General features: G+C 40.7%; 18 protein-coding genes and 1 other annotated feature. Of the genes, 2 read left to right on the forward strand and 16 right to left on the reverse strand.

Features of this window, described 5'->3' with window-relative positions; translation table 11 throughout:
- Positions 1–7: 7 nt before the first annotated feature.
- From tadA to OZX63_RS06855, 3 genes are all read right to left on the reverse strand, one after another.
- Complete coding sequence (gene tadA, locus OZX63_RS06845; RefSeq protein ID WP_277142641.1) at positions 8–505, reverse strand: tRNA adenosine(34) deaminase TadA; 498 nt, start codon at positions 503–505, stop codon at positions 8–10.
- Positions 505–1,125, reverse strand: a complete 621-nt coding sequence (locus tag OZX63_RS06850; RefSeq protein ID WP_277142644.1) for a class I SAM-dependent methyltransferase — start codon at positions 1,123–1,125, stop codon at positions 505–507. The genes tadA and OZX63_RS06850 overlap by 1 nt, the downstream gene beginning before the upstream one ends.
- A gap of 69 nt (positions 1,126–1,194) precedes the next feature.
- Positions 1,195–2,334, reverse strand: coding sequence for a serine hydrolase domain-containing protein (locus OZX63_RS06855; protein ID WP_277142645.1), 1,140 nt, complete (start codon positions 2,332–2,334; stop codon positions 1,195–1,197).
- 192 nt (positions 2,335–2,526) lie between these two features.
- Between OZX63_RS06855 and OZX63_RS06860 the strand changes: the two genes are divergently transcribed.
- Positions 2,527–3,072: a hypothetical protein gene (locus OZX63_RS06860; protein WP_277142647.1), complete on the forward strand. Its 546-nt coding sequence runs from the start codon at positions 2,527–2,529 to the stop codon at positions 3,070–3,072.
- A 46-nt stretch (positions 3,073–3,118) separates the two neighbouring features.
- Here OZX63_RS06860 and OZX63_RS06865 read toward each other — a convergent pair whose 3' ends face one another.
- From OZX63_RS06865 to OZX63_RS06875, 3 genes are all read right to left on the reverse strand, one after another.
- On the reverse strand, positions 3,119–4,141 hold the full coding sequence (locus OZX63_RS06865; RefSeq protein WP_277142649.1) for an SLAP domain-containing protein: 1,023 nt from the start codon (positions 4,139–4,141) through the stop codon (positions 3,119–3,121).
- Between the two features lie 80 nt (positions 4,142–4,221).
- Positions 4,222–4,773, reverse strand: a complete 552-nt coding sequence (locus OZX63_RS06870; protein ID WP_277142651.1) for a L,D-transpeptidase — start codon at positions 4,771–4,773, stop codon at positions 4,222–4,224.
- A 13-nt stretch (positions 4,774–4,786) separates the two neighbouring features.
- Positions 4,787–5,764, reverse strand: a complete 978-nt coding sequence (locus OZX63_RS06875) for a serine hydrolase (RefSeq protein WP_277142653.1) — start codon at positions 5,762–5,764, stop codon at positions 4,787–4,789.
- A gap of 117 nt (positions 5,765–5,881) precedes the next feature.
- Between OZX63_RS06875 and OZX63_RS06880 the strand changes: the two genes are divergently transcribed.
- The gene (locus OZX63_RS06880; RefSeq protein ID WP_277142655.1) at positions 5,882–6,928 is read left to right on the forward strand and encodes an NlpC/P60 family protein; all 1,047 of its coding nucleotides are present in this window, start codon (positions 5,882–5,884) and stop codon (positions 6,926–6,928) included.
- A 40-nt stretch (positions 6,929–6,968) separates the two neighbouring features.
- Here the strand turns inward: OZX63_RS06880 and OZX63_RS06885 are convergent, their stop codons facing one another.
- From OZX63_RS06885 to OZX63_RS06930, 10 genes are all read right to left on the reverse strand, one after another.
- Positions 6,969–8,015 (reverse strand): NlpC/P60 family protein, encoded by a 1,047-nt coding sequence (locus OZX63_RS06885; protein ID WP_277142658.1) that lies wholly within the window; start codon positions 8,013–8,015, stop codon positions 6,969–6,971.
- A gap of 82 nt (positions 8,016–8,097) precedes the next feature.
- A complete protein-coding gene (locus tag OZX63_RS06890; RefSeq protein WP_277142661.1) occupies positions 8,098–9,033 on the reverse strand; it encodes a C39 family peptidase in 936 nt (311 codons plus the stop codon).
- Positions 9,034–9,311: 278 nt separating this feature from the next.
- The gene (rplL, locus tag OZX63_RS06895) at positions 9,312–9,674 is read right to left on the reverse strand and encodes a 50S ribosomal protein L7/L12 (RefSeq protein WP_277131712.1); all 363 of its coding nucleotides are present in this window, start codon (positions 9,672–9,674) and stop codon (positions 9,312–9,314) included.
- 48 nt (positions 9,675–9,722) lie between these two features.
- Positions 9,723–10,232, reverse strand: a complete 510-nt coding sequence (rplJ, locus tag OZX63_RS06900; protein WP_277142662.1) for a 50S ribosomal protein L10 — start codon at positions 10,230–10,232, stop codon at positions 9,723–9,725.
- Between the two features lie 35 nt (positions 10,233–10,267).
- Positions 10,268–10,394: a sequence feature (ribosomal protein L10 leader region), on the reverse strand.
- 32 nt (positions 10,395–10,426) lie between these two features.
- Positions 10,427–11,095: a phosphate signaling complex protein PhoU gene (gene phoU / locus OZX63_RS06905; RefSeq protein WP_277142664.1), complete on the reverse strand. Its 669-nt coding sequence runs from the start codon at positions 11,093–11,095 to the stop codon at positions 10,427–10,429.
- 14 nt (positions 11,096–11,109) lie between these two features.
- Complete coding sequence (gene pstB / locus OZX63_RS06910) at positions 11,110–11,865, reverse strand: phosphate ABC transporter ATP-binding protein PstB (RefSeq protein ID WP_277142666.1); 756 nt, start codon at positions 11,863–11,865, stop codon at positions 11,110–11,112.
- 12 nt (positions 11,866–11,877) lie between these two features.
- The gene (gene pstB / locus OZX63_RS06915) at positions 11,878–12,678 is read right to left on the reverse strand and encodes a phosphate ABC transporter ATP-binding protein PstB (RefSeq protein ID WP_277142669.1); all 801 of its coding nucleotides are present in this window, start codon (positions 12,676–12,678) and stop codon (positions 11,878–11,880) included.
- 9 nt (positions 12,679–12,687) lie between these two features.
- Positions 12,688–13,581 (reverse strand): phosphate ABC transporter permease PstA, encoded by an 894-nt coding sequence (gene pstA / locus OZX63_RS06920; RefSeq protein WP_277142671.1) that lies wholly within the window; start codon positions 13,579–13,581, stop codon positions 12,688–12,690.
- A complete protein-coding gene (gene pstC, locus OZX63_RS06925) occupies positions 13,581–14,576 on the reverse strand; it encodes a phosphate ABC transporter permease subunit PstC (protein WP_277142673.1) in 996 nt (331 codons plus the stop codon). The genes pstA and pstC overlap by 1 nt, the downstream gene beginning before the upstream one ends.
- The gene (locus tag OZX63_RS06930; RefSeq protein WP_277142675.1) at positions 14,569–15,444 is read right to left on the reverse strand and encodes a phosphate ABC transporter substrate-binding protein; all 876 of its coding nucleotides are present in this window, start codon (positions 15,442–15,444) and stop codon (positions 14,569–14,571) included. The genes pstC and OZX63_RS06930 overlap by 8 nt, the downstream gene beginning before the upstream one ends.
- Positions 15,445–15,568: the final 124 nt, after the last annotated feature.

Here is a 15,568-nt window from a genome sequence, read left to right on the forward strand (position 1 = left end):
TTTTCCACTACTTTGCCGAATTTTTTGCTAATTTTTGCCGGTGTCGAATTTCTTGAAAAAAGTCCTTCAACATTCGACTTGCCTCCTCGCGATACAAGCCGCGCACGACATTCGGGTGGTGGTTAAACTTCTCTACGCTAAACAAATCAACTACGCTGCCAGCAGCACCCGCCTTAGGATCGAGTGCCCCGTAAAAGACATTCTTAATACGCGAGTTGATGATTGCGCCGGCACACATCGAGCATGGTTCCAGGGTCACAAACAGACTGCAATCAATTAGCCGCCAGCTATTCAGCCTCTGACAAGCCTGCCTAATTGCCATCATCTCAGCGTGCTGCGTGCCATCTTGATCAAGTTCACGCCGATTATAGCCAACGCCAATCACTTGGCCATCAGGATCAATTACCACTGCACCAATCGGCACTTCACCTAAAGTCTGCGCCTTCTTCGCTTGGTCAAAGGCCAGCTGCATGTACTTCTTCTTATCTTCACTGGAAAAATCCATTAGCTGTTCACTGCCTGCAAAATATAGTAACCCTTGTCCCGCGTGACAACGGTGCAATTACCAAAAGTAGCATTGAGCAGCTTACGGGCACTCGGCTCCCCCTGCTTCTTCTGAATAACAACCAACAAGACGCCATTAGCTACCAAGTGATCCTTAGCTCCAGCCAAAATGCCAGAAACCACTTTTTTACCAGCACGAATTGGCGGATTGGTTAAAATAAGACCAAACTTCTTTTCTTCAGGAACATTTTGATAAATATCAGACTGGTAAATCGTGACATTGCTAATATGATTTAGTTCCGCATTTTTACGGGCCAATTCTAACCCGCGCTCGTTAACATCAACCAGGTCAACGGTTTGCTTGGGCCAAAATTTTGCCGCAAATAAGCCCAATGGGCCATAACCTGCACCAACATCTAAAATATTGCTTGCTGGGAAAATCACATCTGCCATTGCCTTAATTAAAACACCGGACCCATAGTCAACCCGCATTTTTGAAAAAACACCGGCGTCGGTGTTGAACTTTAAATCCACGCCACCTACATGATAGTCAACAACATGCTCATCATGCTTGGCCGTTGGATTAGCCGCAAAATACATTTGATTTTTTTCGTTAGCCATTACTCGCTCATTTCTAAATTAAACTCTTTACTAATTATTTTACTACCATAATAACCGATAGTTAAAATGTTACTCTGGCAAAAATGTCCCCGGCGCAATATGCTGCAAAATAGTATACCCAACTTTCTTTTCCTTGGCTGCACTATTATTAGTTTGGTTCAAAAACATGACAATCCCAGTTTGATTATCAGAAGTTAATTGCACCCACATGCCAAAGTGCGTGCCGTGCAGATTACCATAAGCAATCTTCAGCTTACCAGATTTTTTAATGTGCAGGCCACCGGAATACGCCGTCGTCTTGCTTGCCAGATTAGTTAAATATTGAAACTGCTTCTGCGTCAAAATCGTGCCGTCAGTTAAACCGCATTGAATTTGGTAATATTCCATTGGCGTCGTTAACAAATTACCAGCGCCCAGCATTTGTGAAGCGAATGCTTTCGTCAGGTAAACAGGATTACGATAATTCGCACCACCATTAGCATAGTATGATCCCGCAATTAACTTGGATTTAGGCAAAGATGCTGCCGTAAATGTACTTGTGAGGCCAAGTGGCTTAACAATTCGCTTCCGCAAATTGGTCTGGTAAGATTGCCCAGTCTCCTGCCGGATAATTCCAGCCAGCAGAATATAATTCGCGTTATTATAATGATATTTACCAACCTTCGCAAACGAAAATTGATTGGCGTTTGCGATTGTCATCTTAATTGCTGCACTTTCGGAATAATTGTGATGCCGCCACACTTCAGTATTTGACGGTTTAATCCCCGAAGTGTGAGTCAACAAATTGCCTACTGAGATTTTCTGAGCATTCTTTAGGTTAGGAAACCACCGGTCAATTTTTGTATTTTGGTCAAACTCCTGATTGGTTTCCTTTTTCTCATCCATAATTTGCACAATCATTGCACCCGTGACCACTTTTTGCAATGAACCAGTTGGATACACGACTTTACGATTGCCGTTGCCAATTTTGCGATTACTCAAGGCATAGCCATAGCTGATCTTTTGGGGCACGCCATTTTTAATCACGACAATTGATCCACGCACATGGTGCTTAGCCATTGTTTTCCTGACAAACTTGCGCAGTGCCTGTTTCTTAGATGTTGCCGCCTGCACCTGAACCGGCTGCACTGTCTGAAAGCCCAAGACACCAGCATTAAGCGTCATTACTAATCCAATTATTCCAATTTTAAAAATATTTTGCTTCTTCACAGTTCTTCGTTAATATTCCAATCCATTCTTTTTAAACTTTTATTGCCAAACGTATACTCAGATAACAATAATGTTTTTGTTCCTGTTATTCAAGTTTAACAAAAATGAAAAACAAGTGTTTTACCATTTTATCTCTTTTCAGTGACAAAAGATGAGCTTATAATGGGGTTAATTAAATATGGGAGATAGAAAATGAAATTAAAACACACTTTATTAATCGTAACGGCTTTGATTACATTGGGTACCAGCTCGGCAATTGCGCCACAGCCTGCTGCAGCAACCACTGTCAAAGCTAAGAAAATCAAATCTTATCCTAAAAATATGCGGGGCACGTGGTATTACTATGATACTTACACGAAAAAGCTCGACAAGGAAGTTTTCACTAAAAAGACCGCTAAGTTTTACGTTGGCAAAAAGAAGGTCGGCTATACCAAATTGCACGCTTATACCAAGCATGATCCATATACCAATGATAAAGCTATCTTAAAGAAGACGGCTCACTGGACATACGCTGACGACACGATCACCGTAAATGGTATCATTTGGCTTAACATCCGTGGTTGGAATCAAGGAATGGGCGACGGTGAATACTATAACGTGGCTACCTTTGACAACAATGAGGTTTTGACCAGTGCTAGCGGTGCTAAAATTTGGGTTGACCATCATGCATACCGCACACCAGAATTGGCCAAGGCCTTGAAGAACAAGCATTATCAATATTTTAGCTATCAAAAATAAATAAAAGCACTTCGCAATGAAGTGCTTTTATTGTCGTAATTTTAACTTAATATGTTACCCCAACAGATGAATAAATATAATCGTCTTCGGTTGCTGCACCAACGCCAATTGTCTTGTCATTTGCGTTAAGCAAAATATCCCGGTGACCCCAGTTGGAATCGGCATCATTATAAATGTATTCATAGATTGCAACATCGGCAATTTCTGCTGACGTGCCACCAGTTGGTGATTGCTCTAACTCATTATTATTATGGTTTACAACCCAGCCCCACGGATCCATTGCGATACATTCGGCAATACTATGATAGCTAATACCTGCATTATCAAAGTAATTTTCCAAAATAAAGTTTCCAGCTGCGTCTACGTGTTCAAAGTTGCTTGGCAACAATGCAGACCGTTGTTGTACAACTTCGTCATAATGAGGATCTTCTGTTACTGGTGCTAGATTGCGCTTCGCACGTTCGGCATTCAGATCCTTTAAAAATTCTGCCCGGAATTCACTAATTGAAAAGTCATCAATTGTATGTTTCTTGGGCTTTTTTGCTGGCTTGGCTGGTTCAGGTTTTGTTGCACCTGTTGGTTTATTTTCACTTGGCTTGGCTGGTTCAGGTTTTGTTGCATCAGCCGGCTTAGTTTCACCTGGCTTTGGCAGTTCTGGCTTCGTTATATTAGTTGGAGTAGAATTTTCAATTGATGAGGTACTTGAACCTGAATTAGTCGAATTATTATTAGCTGGTGCTGGCTTTGCCTTCAGCAACTTAACCTTACTAATTAAGACATATCTGCCATGACCAATTGCATAATACTTCTTGCCCCGGATCTTTTTCGTGCCATAAATTGTAATTTTTTTGCCCTTTTTCAGGACTTTTTTACCAACACGATGACCCTTTTTATTGTAAACACGAGCATTTTTCTTAAGCTTAGCCTTCTTAGTTAATGCTGGAACACTCAATGTGGTTTTTGCGGTCACCGTATCGGCATTCACAGCATCACTGCTCAGAGCCAAGCTTCCCCAAGTACACCCAAGAGCAACTGTTGCAATCATAATTTTGCGATAATTAATTTTCATTTTTCTCCATCCTTTTAAATACACAATATACCAAATATCATAGTTTTAATTTGGGCTTTAGGCAATCCCCTGCGCAATATTTACTTAATAATCACGCGCATCCCCGTTGGCGCATGGTGATAAAACCACCGCGCATCGCTGGTGCTTAAATGAATGCAGCCATGAGAAGTTGGCTTTTTACCCAAATTCTTGGCAACCGACTTAATCGTTTTATGTTGCAGAGTGCGCGGGTTTTCATGAAACAAGTACAGCCCGCCTTGCAGCCAGCCAACCGCATATCTGGCACCCATTTTTTCACTAGCTGAGTAAAACCACGGTGCGCGATAAGTATTTATCTTGTAATTGCCCCGTGGTGTTTGGTGATGCGCACCAGTAGAAACATAAAATTCATAGCGCGTCTTTTTGCCCCGCTTCAAATATGCCCGCTGCTTCTTAAGAGACACAATGATGCGGTCCTTTTTGGCGCTTAAGTGCTTGGGATACGGTTTAATTTCAGATGATTTTGTGTAGCTAATCGGCTCGCGCATATCCGCCTGTGGCACCTCATCACTAGCAGTGACTGACAATGGGCGACTCAATGCAAGACCGCCAACTACCAAGCTGACGCCTAGCAACCAAACTTTTTTAATCATTAATTTTTCTTTCCTAATTATTTACATTCCGATAAGCAAAACGCATTAACTTAACTGTATCGGAAAATTCATTTTCATCATTTAGCACAACTGTAATCAAGCCATCGCCTTTGCGGCAACTGCCAACAAAGCAGTAGCCAGCACGTGGTGTCCAGCCAGTCTTCATCCCGTCAAGCTTAAAAGATTTATGGTAGTACTTGTGCCCCGGCAACATTCGGTTCTCGTTGACCAGCCATTGACCCGCGACTTTCATCGACCCAGTAGCAAAATACTTCATCAAACTGGGATAATCATGAGCGACGTGGTAAGCCACAATTGCTAAACTCTTAGCTGATAACAAATTGCCCGAAGTCTTGCCACCCTTGACGTAATAACCGTAGCGAGCCAGATCGTCATTTTCAAGTCCTGATGATGAGACAAAGCGAGCCTTAATCTGCCACAATTTGGCCTGTTTGTTCATCATCGTGATAAATTTACGGTTTGACCCAGCAACCCATTGCCCTAAGCGAATTGCCGAATTGTCGTCAGAGTCAATAATCGCTGATTCCAGTAACTGCTTAACCGTATACTTGTGGCCCTTTTTGGCATGAAAGCCATTAAAGCCTGGGTCAGCGCCCATTTTAATTAATGACTTGGAAAAGCTAAGCCGCTGATTCCAATCTTGAGGATAACTGGCCAACTTGCGTCTGGCTAAATAAATCGTCATTAATTTTCCAGTTGATGCGATTAAACGTTGTTTATCGGCATTTTTTTGCAATAAAGTCGCACCAGTTTTGCGATTAAGTACAATATATGCCTTTGCTTTAGTCTTTGGCTTTTTAGCAGTTATTCGGTCGCCGCTCTGACCAACTGTTGCGGCCTGATGATGACTATATAGTTGTGGATTATTCTCATCAGTTAATCCTGTACTAGTAGCCTTAACAGGAATAACTATGAAAATTAACAGACAAAATATTACAGCTATTCCAAAAGAGCAGCGCCTAGTTTTCAAGATTAAATTCCTCCTCCACGACTATCTATTAATATTTATTTTAAAAAATCAATTCATGTAGTTTATTATAGTATAAAATACTAACTGTGTATCGTATTTTTAAGAAAGGATTTCAATATGTCAATTAAAGCCAAGCACTTCTTAACTGCTCTGTTAATCAGCGCGGCATGTATTTATAGTGCCAACGTTAAAGTCATGGCTGCCACTCAAGAACCAGCCTCAACTAATACCCCTAGTCAAACGTCACAAGATAATAACCAACAACCTGCTCCAGCGGATCCATCTACTGTAAACTCTGAGCCCGTTATTTATCAGCAACAGGGATCAGGCATTATCTTCCAAACGCATTATGGCTTCAGTAAAAAGCTAAACCAAAAGGGCAAGGCAGCTAAAGGCTACTATAATAAACGCATTAACTATTCTAAAGTTGCCCAAACTGCTAAGGGGACTTTTGTTAAAACAAAACATGGCTGGCTAAACAAAAAGGCCTTCAATCAATATTTAATTACTAAAAGCAAATTAAATTACAAGATGAAAGTTATTGCCAATGCTTCCCTGTATAACAAGCCGGCTCACACTAATGGCGCACGTAAAATCAGTAGTATCAATGAACTGGGACTGAAAAACAAATGGGTGCACGTCAATATGATTGCACACACGAATATCAACAGTACTTATTATCGGTTTAGCTTTAACCAACAAAATTATTGGATTCAAGGAGCAAAATTAAAGTTCAACCTAAATGCCTTAAAGGGCAGTAATCGCCAGTTAGAGCGAGCTATTACCAAGGGCGAAAAGATGATTGGCCATTCTGTTTATAACGAAAACACACGCCATTATGATTGTTCAAGCTTTGTTAATTACCTCTATTCAAGCATTGGGCACCATTTAGGCTCGACAACTTTTAGCCAATGCAATAATGGTCGTAGCATCAGCTATAAACATAAAAAGCGCGGTGATTTAATTTTCTTTGATGACCAATCTGACGGCCACTTAGCACACGTTGGAATTTATCTGGGCAAGGGACTTTTCTTACACGACAGTCCGTATACAATTACCGGCGGCGTTGACGTTTCTAGTTTACATGACGCATTTTGGAATTCTCGTTCTGCCAAATCCAAGATTGTTCATTACCCTGATGGTATTGTAAGAAGAATTATTTAAAAGCAAAAAGCACTTCGATTTGAAGTGCTTTTGTTAATTATTAATTTCTTTCGTGAACTGTCTTAGAATGAGTCACTGGGAAAATCCGCTTAGCATAATAATATTGTTGGAAATTAGCATTACTTACTGTAACACCCCAATTAGGCCATGAATGCAAAACCTTGTTATTACCTAAGTAAATACCAACGTGATAAACATCTGGTTTTGGTCGACCATAGAAAATAATGTCGCCACGCTTCAAATGGCTAAGACTTACTGTTTGCAAAGTACTGCTTTGGACAAATGAACGGCAGCCCCATTCATGAGTTGCATGCCATTTTGGATTGGCCGGTGTTGGGTCAATTCCAGTTGCATACATACATTGCATAATTAAACCTGAACAGTCAACTGAAGTTCCTGGCTTCTTAGAAGTAAAGTCGATCCAAGCAGTACCAGCGTTCTTATATTGATAACCGCGCTTGATAAATGCCTTAACATAGTCACTTCTAGTTGATGCATAGGTCAAACTCTTATCAAATGGACTAGTATAGTAGCCCTTTAAGTGCAAGCTCTTCATGTGCAATTGCCGATATTTCTTAGGAATTTGGTAACGACGCACTGTTGAAATGCCGATCTTGTCACTCTTAGCTGCAGTTGCACTATCAGTTTCAGGAGCATACAAACGCCAAGTCGTATGTAAGTGGTGATACCAAACTGCAGGATAAGTTACCGTAACTTTACCATCGGCAGTAGTAGTGAATTTCTTTTCATCAACATACTTCTTGCCGTCCCACTTTTGTAAATATACTGGCCGAACTTCCTTACTGTTTAAAGAAATTTGGTCTTCAATCTTATCTCCAGCAGTCCACTTATATTTAGTACTTACTCCACTAAAAGCAGTTACTGTTTTGCTAGGTTGAGTAGCATTACTATTGTTATCGGCTGGAGTAGTTGCGGGCTGAGTAGTGTTAGTACTGTCTTGACCCGAATTACTTGTCACGCCAGTTGAACTGACACTATCAGCTTCAACAACTGTTCCTGTTGTTAAACCGCCTAATAACATTACTGCTGCAACACCAGCAAATAACCGTTGGCTATATTTCATCATTTTCCCTCCAAAATACAAATTTAAACTAACTAAAAAAATAATAGCATTAATTTTACAATAAGAAAACACTAATTTTGATATTTTAGTAACTTAATGCTCTTAAACCATCTCCGCGCCAGTGATTAAGAAAGCTGCTCTCACTCATTGCGGCTTTTTTGCCTGTCCAAGGATCATTGTAAAAAAATTGTCCATTATGATAGCCAGTCAGTGCCAAGGCATGATTAGAAAAGCCGTCGACATCCTTAACCCAAGCAACAACTAAATGTGAATGTAGCAGTTTATTTTTAACGGCCGTTAAACTATCACCAGTCATGACCTCGGCTTTACCCAAGTAATGCTTAACAACACCCTTGATGCCATTCGGTGTTACCCAATAGCCACCTGGATATTCCTTGTAAGGTGAACCAATGAAACCTTTATCTGGATTACTGCTGCGCGGGGTTTTCTTGGCAACTGTAAATTTAGAAACCTTGACACCAGCGAAGTTCAACATCATCGTCACGGCAGTCATCTCGCAACCTGTTGGCAATTCTGGTCTTTGGCTGACTACCTTAGCATTATTTTTAATACCGGTAATCTTACCCTTTTTAATCCAATAGTATGCTTTTTTGGTTGAAGCAGAATTTTCGCTCCGTTTACCATTTGCCTTGTAATAACTATACGTTGTTTTATGTGGCGTCTTGCGAACGCCCGTTAACATCACACCATTTTTATTAAATAAATAATGGCTTTGCCCAATCTTAACAACGCCTTTAGCTTTTTTACCGGATTGATAATAGTACGTGCTCTTACCTTTGACTACCCAGCCCTGCTTTTGTGGCTTAGGTTTATCAGGAGTAGTTGCCACACTATTTTCACTACTAGTGCCATCTTGCTCAGTATCATCAGTTTTACTTGTTTGTTCAACAGTATTTTGACTGTTAGCTGGGTCAATAGTTGCGGCCATAACTGATGTTGTTGATTTCCAGCCCATTAATGACAAAGCAGTAATCATTGCAAAAATGAGTTTTTTATACATAATTTCCTTTCTGTAATCCCTTAAATAAAATTCAATACTAGTATAATTTACACTTTTATAAATTCAGGTTCAATATAGTTTTCAAAAATTATCATGTGCGCAATTAGAATTTTAATTACAAATAAAAATCCCTCGTGCATTAGCGCGAAGGATTTAATGGCTAATTATTTAGTAGTTGGAACACATTTGGGCCACAATTTGGCAAAAATAAAAACCGCACAAGCTCTAAATGCTGAGCTTATGCGGTTTCTTATTAGCTTTGTCCAGTTGGACTGTAACTATTTAAGGGTTACAGTAGCTCCAACTTCTTCAAGCTTAGACTTAATGTCGTTAGCTTCGTCTTCAGAAACGCCTTCCTTAACGTTCTTAGGAGCGCCATCAACCATGTCCTTTGAGTCCTTAAGGCCAAGACCAGTAATGTCACGAACAGCCTTAATAACCTTAACCTTTTCTTGACCTGCTTCAGTCAATTCAACATCGTAAGTTGACTTAGCAGCAGCTTCGGCACCAGCACCTGCAGCAGCAACTGGAGCAGCAGCAGTAACATCAAATTCATCTTCAATAGCCTTTACAAGGTCATTTAATTCAAGAATTGAAGCACCTTTTAAGTCTTCAATAATCTTTTCAGTATCTAAAGCCATATTTAAGTATCCTCCGAAAAATTAGTATTAGATATAATTACAATCTTTTTATTCTGCAGCTTCGTCTTTTGAATCAGCAACAGCTTTAACAACACATGCGAAGTCGCGAACTGGAGCTTGCAATACAGATACAAGCATTGACAGTAAGCCTTCGCGGCCAGGAATAGCAGCAAGTTCCTTGATTTCTTCTTTAGAAGTCAATTTACCTTCAAGCATACCACCCTTAATGTCCAAGACATCAAAGTTATCTTCAAACTTAGAAACGATCCGTGCAGGTTCTGTAATGTCATCGGCATTATCAGTGTAAACAACAGCAGTAGGACCAACAAAAGTATCATCTAAGCCTTCGATACCAGCCTTAGCAGCAGCACGTCTCAAGTAAGTGTTCTTGATAACCTTCATCTTAACGTCGTTTTCACGAAGTTCCTTACGCATAGCGGTAACTTCTTCAACAGTTAAACCAAGGTAATCAATTACCAAGATGGCTTTTGCAGCTTTAAGTTCTTCAGCAAAAGCATCAACAAGCTTTTCCTTTGCAGCAATAGCAGCTTTACTCAATCGAATTCACCTCCATAAAATTCATTAATAAATCCTAAAAGGCCTAAAAAACTCCATGCCACAAAGACATGGAGTTTTGAAAAAATCTTCATTATCTTCTGGCCTCGGCGGGAAATTAAGGCGTAATGCCACCCGAGTCTTAGGTAGAATTTACTTTATCAAGTATAGCAGGCCAAATTAATTTAAGCAAGTATTTATTCCGCTTTTGGGTCGGCTAGTTCAAATAATTCTCCAGAGACCTTGTAGATAACCCAACTAGCCAGGTTGACGATGTGGTCCCCAATTCGTTTGAGCAATCTAATAATGACAAAATAACTGGCAGAAGCAACTGCCGCATTAGAATCCTTTTCAACGCCATCAATGATAACTTTTCGTGCCTTCTGATAATTGGCTGTTACCACCTCTTGGCGATCAACCATCGCCCGTGCCGTCTTTTCGTCTTCTTGGACATAAGCCGTCAGGACTTCGATTAACATTTTGCGAACCTCATGGGTCATCTGCGAAATGATTTTTTCAACCTCAGGAATTCGCGGATTACCCTTTACTCTGACGGTTTCAACGGCCAAGCTAATCGCGTTTTCACCAATTCTCTCTAGGTCTGTAGCCGCCTTTAAAATACTGATAACAACCCGAAAATCCGTGGCTACGGGCTGCTGGAGGGCCATTAAGTCCAGCGCCTTTTTTTCAATTCTTATGGCCTCTTTGGGAACCACGTCAGCCTCTTTAATCATTTTTTGAGCTGTCTTTTTGTCATGGGCGACAAACGAACGCGTCCCCTGGTCAATCTGATCGTTAACTAAAACACCCATTTCCATAAATTGCGTATTCAGCTTTTTTAATTCATCTAAAAATATTTCGTGCATGGTTTTCCTCGCTTTTAGCCAAACCGGCCATTTAGATAATTACTTGTGATTTCTTTTTTAGGCGCTAAAAACATTTCTTCAGTTGTCCCTGACTCAATTAAATTACCATTCATCAAAAATGCAACTTGATCTGAAACCCGACTCGCCTGCTGCAAGTTATGCGTTACCATGATAAAAGTATACTTCGTCTTGAGCGTCATCAATGTTTCTTCAATTTCAGAACTAGAAATCGGGTCTAGAGCAGACGTTGGTTCGTCAAGCAACACTACCGCGGGCCTAACTGCAAGTGCTCGTGCGATACAGATGCGCTGCTGCTGACCGCCGGAAAAGGCTTGCGCATTGCGATCCAAACTATCCTTAGTTTCTTGCCAAATTGCCGCTTGTTTCAAGCTTTCTTCGACGCGCTGCTGGATTAATTCTTTATCCTTAATACCCGCAACTTTCAAGCCATAGGCTACATTATCAAAAACAGAAAACGGAAACGGCGTCGGCTGCTGAAACACCATGCCCACATTTTTACGCAATTCAACCAAATCAAGGTGTGGTCGATAAATATCTTGCCCAGCTAGTAAAATATCACCCGTAATCTTAATGTTCGCAATATCATCATTCATCCGGTTAAGACATCGCAGCAATGTTGATTTGCCACAGCCTGAAGGTCCAATTAAAGCCGTCAGTTTTTGCTCCGGAAATGCTAGGTTAATGCCATGCAGCGCCTCAAAATCGCCATAATTTAATTTGACATTTTTGACTTCCATAATGTTCTTCATCGTCATGCTCCTTTAGCCAAAACTGCCTTGGATATACTTTTCAGTAATTTCACCCTGCGGATTAGTGAAAATATTGGTAGTTGTATCATATTCAAGAGCACGCCCTAAATGAAAGAATGCGGTATAATCGCTAATTCGTGAAGCCTGCTGCATATTGTGCGTCACCATAATCATCGTATATTTACTGCGTAGCTGTTTGAGCGTGTCTTCCAACTTCGCCGTGGATACTGGGTCAAGTGCACTAGCCGGCTCATCTAAAAGCAGAATTTCTGGCTTTAGCGCAATTGCCCGCGCAATACATAAGCGTTGCTGCTGACCGCCCGATAATGCTAAGGCACTGTTATCCAGCTTGTCCTTAACCTCATCCCACAAGGCAGCAGCCTTTAAACTTTCCTCAACAAGTTGATTAAGCTTGGCCTTGTCCTGCTCACCATTAGCCTTTAGTGCATAAGTGATATTTTCTTTAATTGACTTGGGAAAAGGATTGGGCTTTTGAAACACCATGCCAATTGCCTTGCGCAGTTCGTAAACGTTAATTTTTTTCTGGTTAATATCAAGTTCATGAAACATAATGTTACCATCAACTCTTGCAACACGGTCATTCAGCCTGTTTAAAGAACGTAAAAATGTGGATTTTCCAGAACCCGAGGCACCAATCAGAGCCGTAATGGTGTTCTTTTTAAAGCCCAAACTGACATCAAATAGTTTCTGCACCGTACCACCATAAAAAACACTTAAATTGTGAGTATAAAGCGCACATTCATCATTATTAAAAGTTTTAATATATTTCGTTTGGTTTTGCCAATTTTCCATATAAATTCCTTATTTTACTTTAGCAGCAGTTAAATTCTTATAGAGCCAGTTGCCCAGCAAGCGCGCGCCAAAATTAAAGATAATCACAACAATTACCAATAATGCCGATGTGGCTGCTGAAACAAGATTTACATCAGGAATAATTCCTTCAGTGTTCACCTTCCAAATATGAACTGCCAAGGTTTCTGCTGGTCGCATCACGTTCAAAAAGCTGGTTGAGCTGAACATGTTCCAGTTAGAATAATCGACGATTGAGCCGCTTTGCCCAGCAGTATAGATTAGCGCTGCTGCTTCACCGAACACACGTCCAGCACTTAAAATAATTCCCGTAATAATCCCAGGCAATGCCGATGGCAAGACAACTCCGCGGATTGTTTTCCAATTTGATAGACCTAACGCCCAGCCCGCTTCGCGCAGCGTTTGCGGCACTCCATTAATTGCCTGCTCAATATTGCTAGTCAAGATTGGCAAATTGAAAAAGGTTAAAGCTAGTGCACCAGCAATAATCGAAAAACCTAGCCCAAACTGAACTACAAACAAGAGATAGCCGAACAAGCCGACAACAATTGATGGCAGCGAGCTTAAAATTTCGATCGTTGTTCTAATCAGTCTTGTTACCCATGTGTCCTGGGCATATTCAGCCAAATAAATGGCTGCCCCTAATGCAATTGGAAGTGATATCAGTAGCGTTAAAATTAATAAGTAAAGTGAATTGAATAATTGGTCACGAATGCCGCCGCCAGCCTCAAATGATGATGAAGCCGATGTTAAAAAATGCCACGATAAGTGCGGCACACCAGCAATTAAAATATTGCCTAAAATACCAATTAATACCAGAATAATAATCGCAACCAGTAGGTAAATTACCCCTGTAGCCAGTCGGTCGGTTCTTTTTGAATTCATCAGCTACCTCTTTTTCCAATCAGGCGAACTAGGAAGTTAAACGCCAATGACATGATTAACAATAGTAGTGCTAATGACCACAGAGCATTGTTGGGCAACGTGCCCATAACCGTGTTGCCCATTTGACTCGTCAGTTGACTGGTCAATGTTGCAGAAGGGCTAACTAAGTTGTACGGCATTAAGACGGCATTACCGATAACCATTTGTACGGCTAAGGCTTCGCCGAAGGCTCGCGCCATACCAAAAATTATTGCGGTTAAAATGCGTGGCCGCGCAGCTCGCAATACAACATGATAAATTGTTTGCCAGCGTGTTGCTCCTAAAGCCGCAGACGATTTTCGCAAGTCTTGTGGGACAGCCTTAAAGGCATCAACCGTTAGAGAAGTAATTGTTGGTAAAACCATGACAAACAAAATTAACGTTGCGGCTAAAATACCAAATCCCGTACCACCAAAAATGCTGCGAATAACTGTGACAATCACTGTCAAGCCTAAGAAGCCATAAACAACTGATGGAATACCAACAAGTAATTCCATAACTGATTGCAAAAACTGCGCCTGCTTGCCAGATTTATATTCAGTCATGAATAAGGCGATAGCAATGGCAAATGGCGTTGCTACTAAGGCAGCTAATAACGTTACCGCAAAAGAAGTAACAATCATTGCTGCAGCACCAACATGATCTTTGCCAGCACTTGGGTTCCAATTGCTCGTTAACAAAAAGTGAAAAATGTTCACCTTATCGTCAACAAAAGTTGCAAGGCCACGTACGCCAACAAAACCGATAATTGCCACAATTAAAATTCCAATAACTGCAATTGCTAGCGAGGTTAATCCTTTACCCCAGTGTTCTTGTCGCGTTTCTTTAGACGGACTAGTTAAACGGGCAATATCAACGCTTTCGGGGTCAATCTTTTTAAATTTGACATGTGGTACTTTCTGTTCAGCAATTGCTTGGTCAACAACTTCTTGCAAGTCTTGTTCGTGTTTATTCATGTGCGCTACCTATTTTTGTAATTCGATTTTGACTATCGCGAGTAACCTTCATTTCATTAATGCTAAGGTAACCAATTTTAGGTACCAGATCACGCTGCACTTTTTTACTCAGAATGTAATTAATAAAAGCGGCAGTTTCCTTATCTGGCTTGCCCTTGGTATACAAATGCTCATAGGACCAGAGCCGCCACTTATTAGTTGGGATATTCTGATTTGTGGGTCTGATATGATCAATACTTAGTTTTTGAATATTGGGATCATTTGCATAAGGAAAAGAAATATACGAAATTGTGCCTGGCGTTGAACTGACAATCTTTTTAACCGTGCCATTAGAATCCTGCTCTTGCGAATTGATGGCATCCTTACCCTTCAAAATTAAGTCCTCAAAAGTTGTCCGCGTACCACTGCCACGAGAACGATTAATAACAATAATCTGCAAATTCTTACCACCAACTTGGCGCCAGTTCGTAATTTTGCCGGTAAAAATTTCCATGAGCTGCTTTGAAGATAGATTATTAATGCCAATCCCCTTATTAACAATCGGAACAATCCCGACAACCGCTACTTGAAAGTCATGAAGCTTGGCTGCATCAATTCCTTTTTGCGTATCAGCAAACACATCAGCAGTGCCAATCTGCACTGCTCCGGCTTGCACCTGACTTAGACCAGTACCAGAGCCACCACCTTGAACAATGATATTGCTATCAGGATTAGTTAAGTGATAGTCATTGCCCGCTTGTTCAACAAGCGGCTGCAAGGCACTTGACCCCACAATTGTTATTTTGTTGCGGTCTTTACTGCAACCAACCAAAAAAATTGGCAACAACAAAATTAGAGCCATCAATTTACCCAAGTGTAATTTATGCATACGTTTCCTCAATATATAAATTAGATTTTGCTATAGTTTAACAAATAATGCGTAGCATACCAAATGATAACTACCTTTAAGGTATACGAAAAATTTATACTTTATTGTGTTGACTACTTCTTGT

Origin of the sequence: Lactobacillus sp. ESL0700, assembly GCF_029392095.1 — a bacterium.
Lineage (GTDB): Bacteria > Bacillota > Bacilli > Lactobacillales > Lactobacillaceae > Lactobacillus.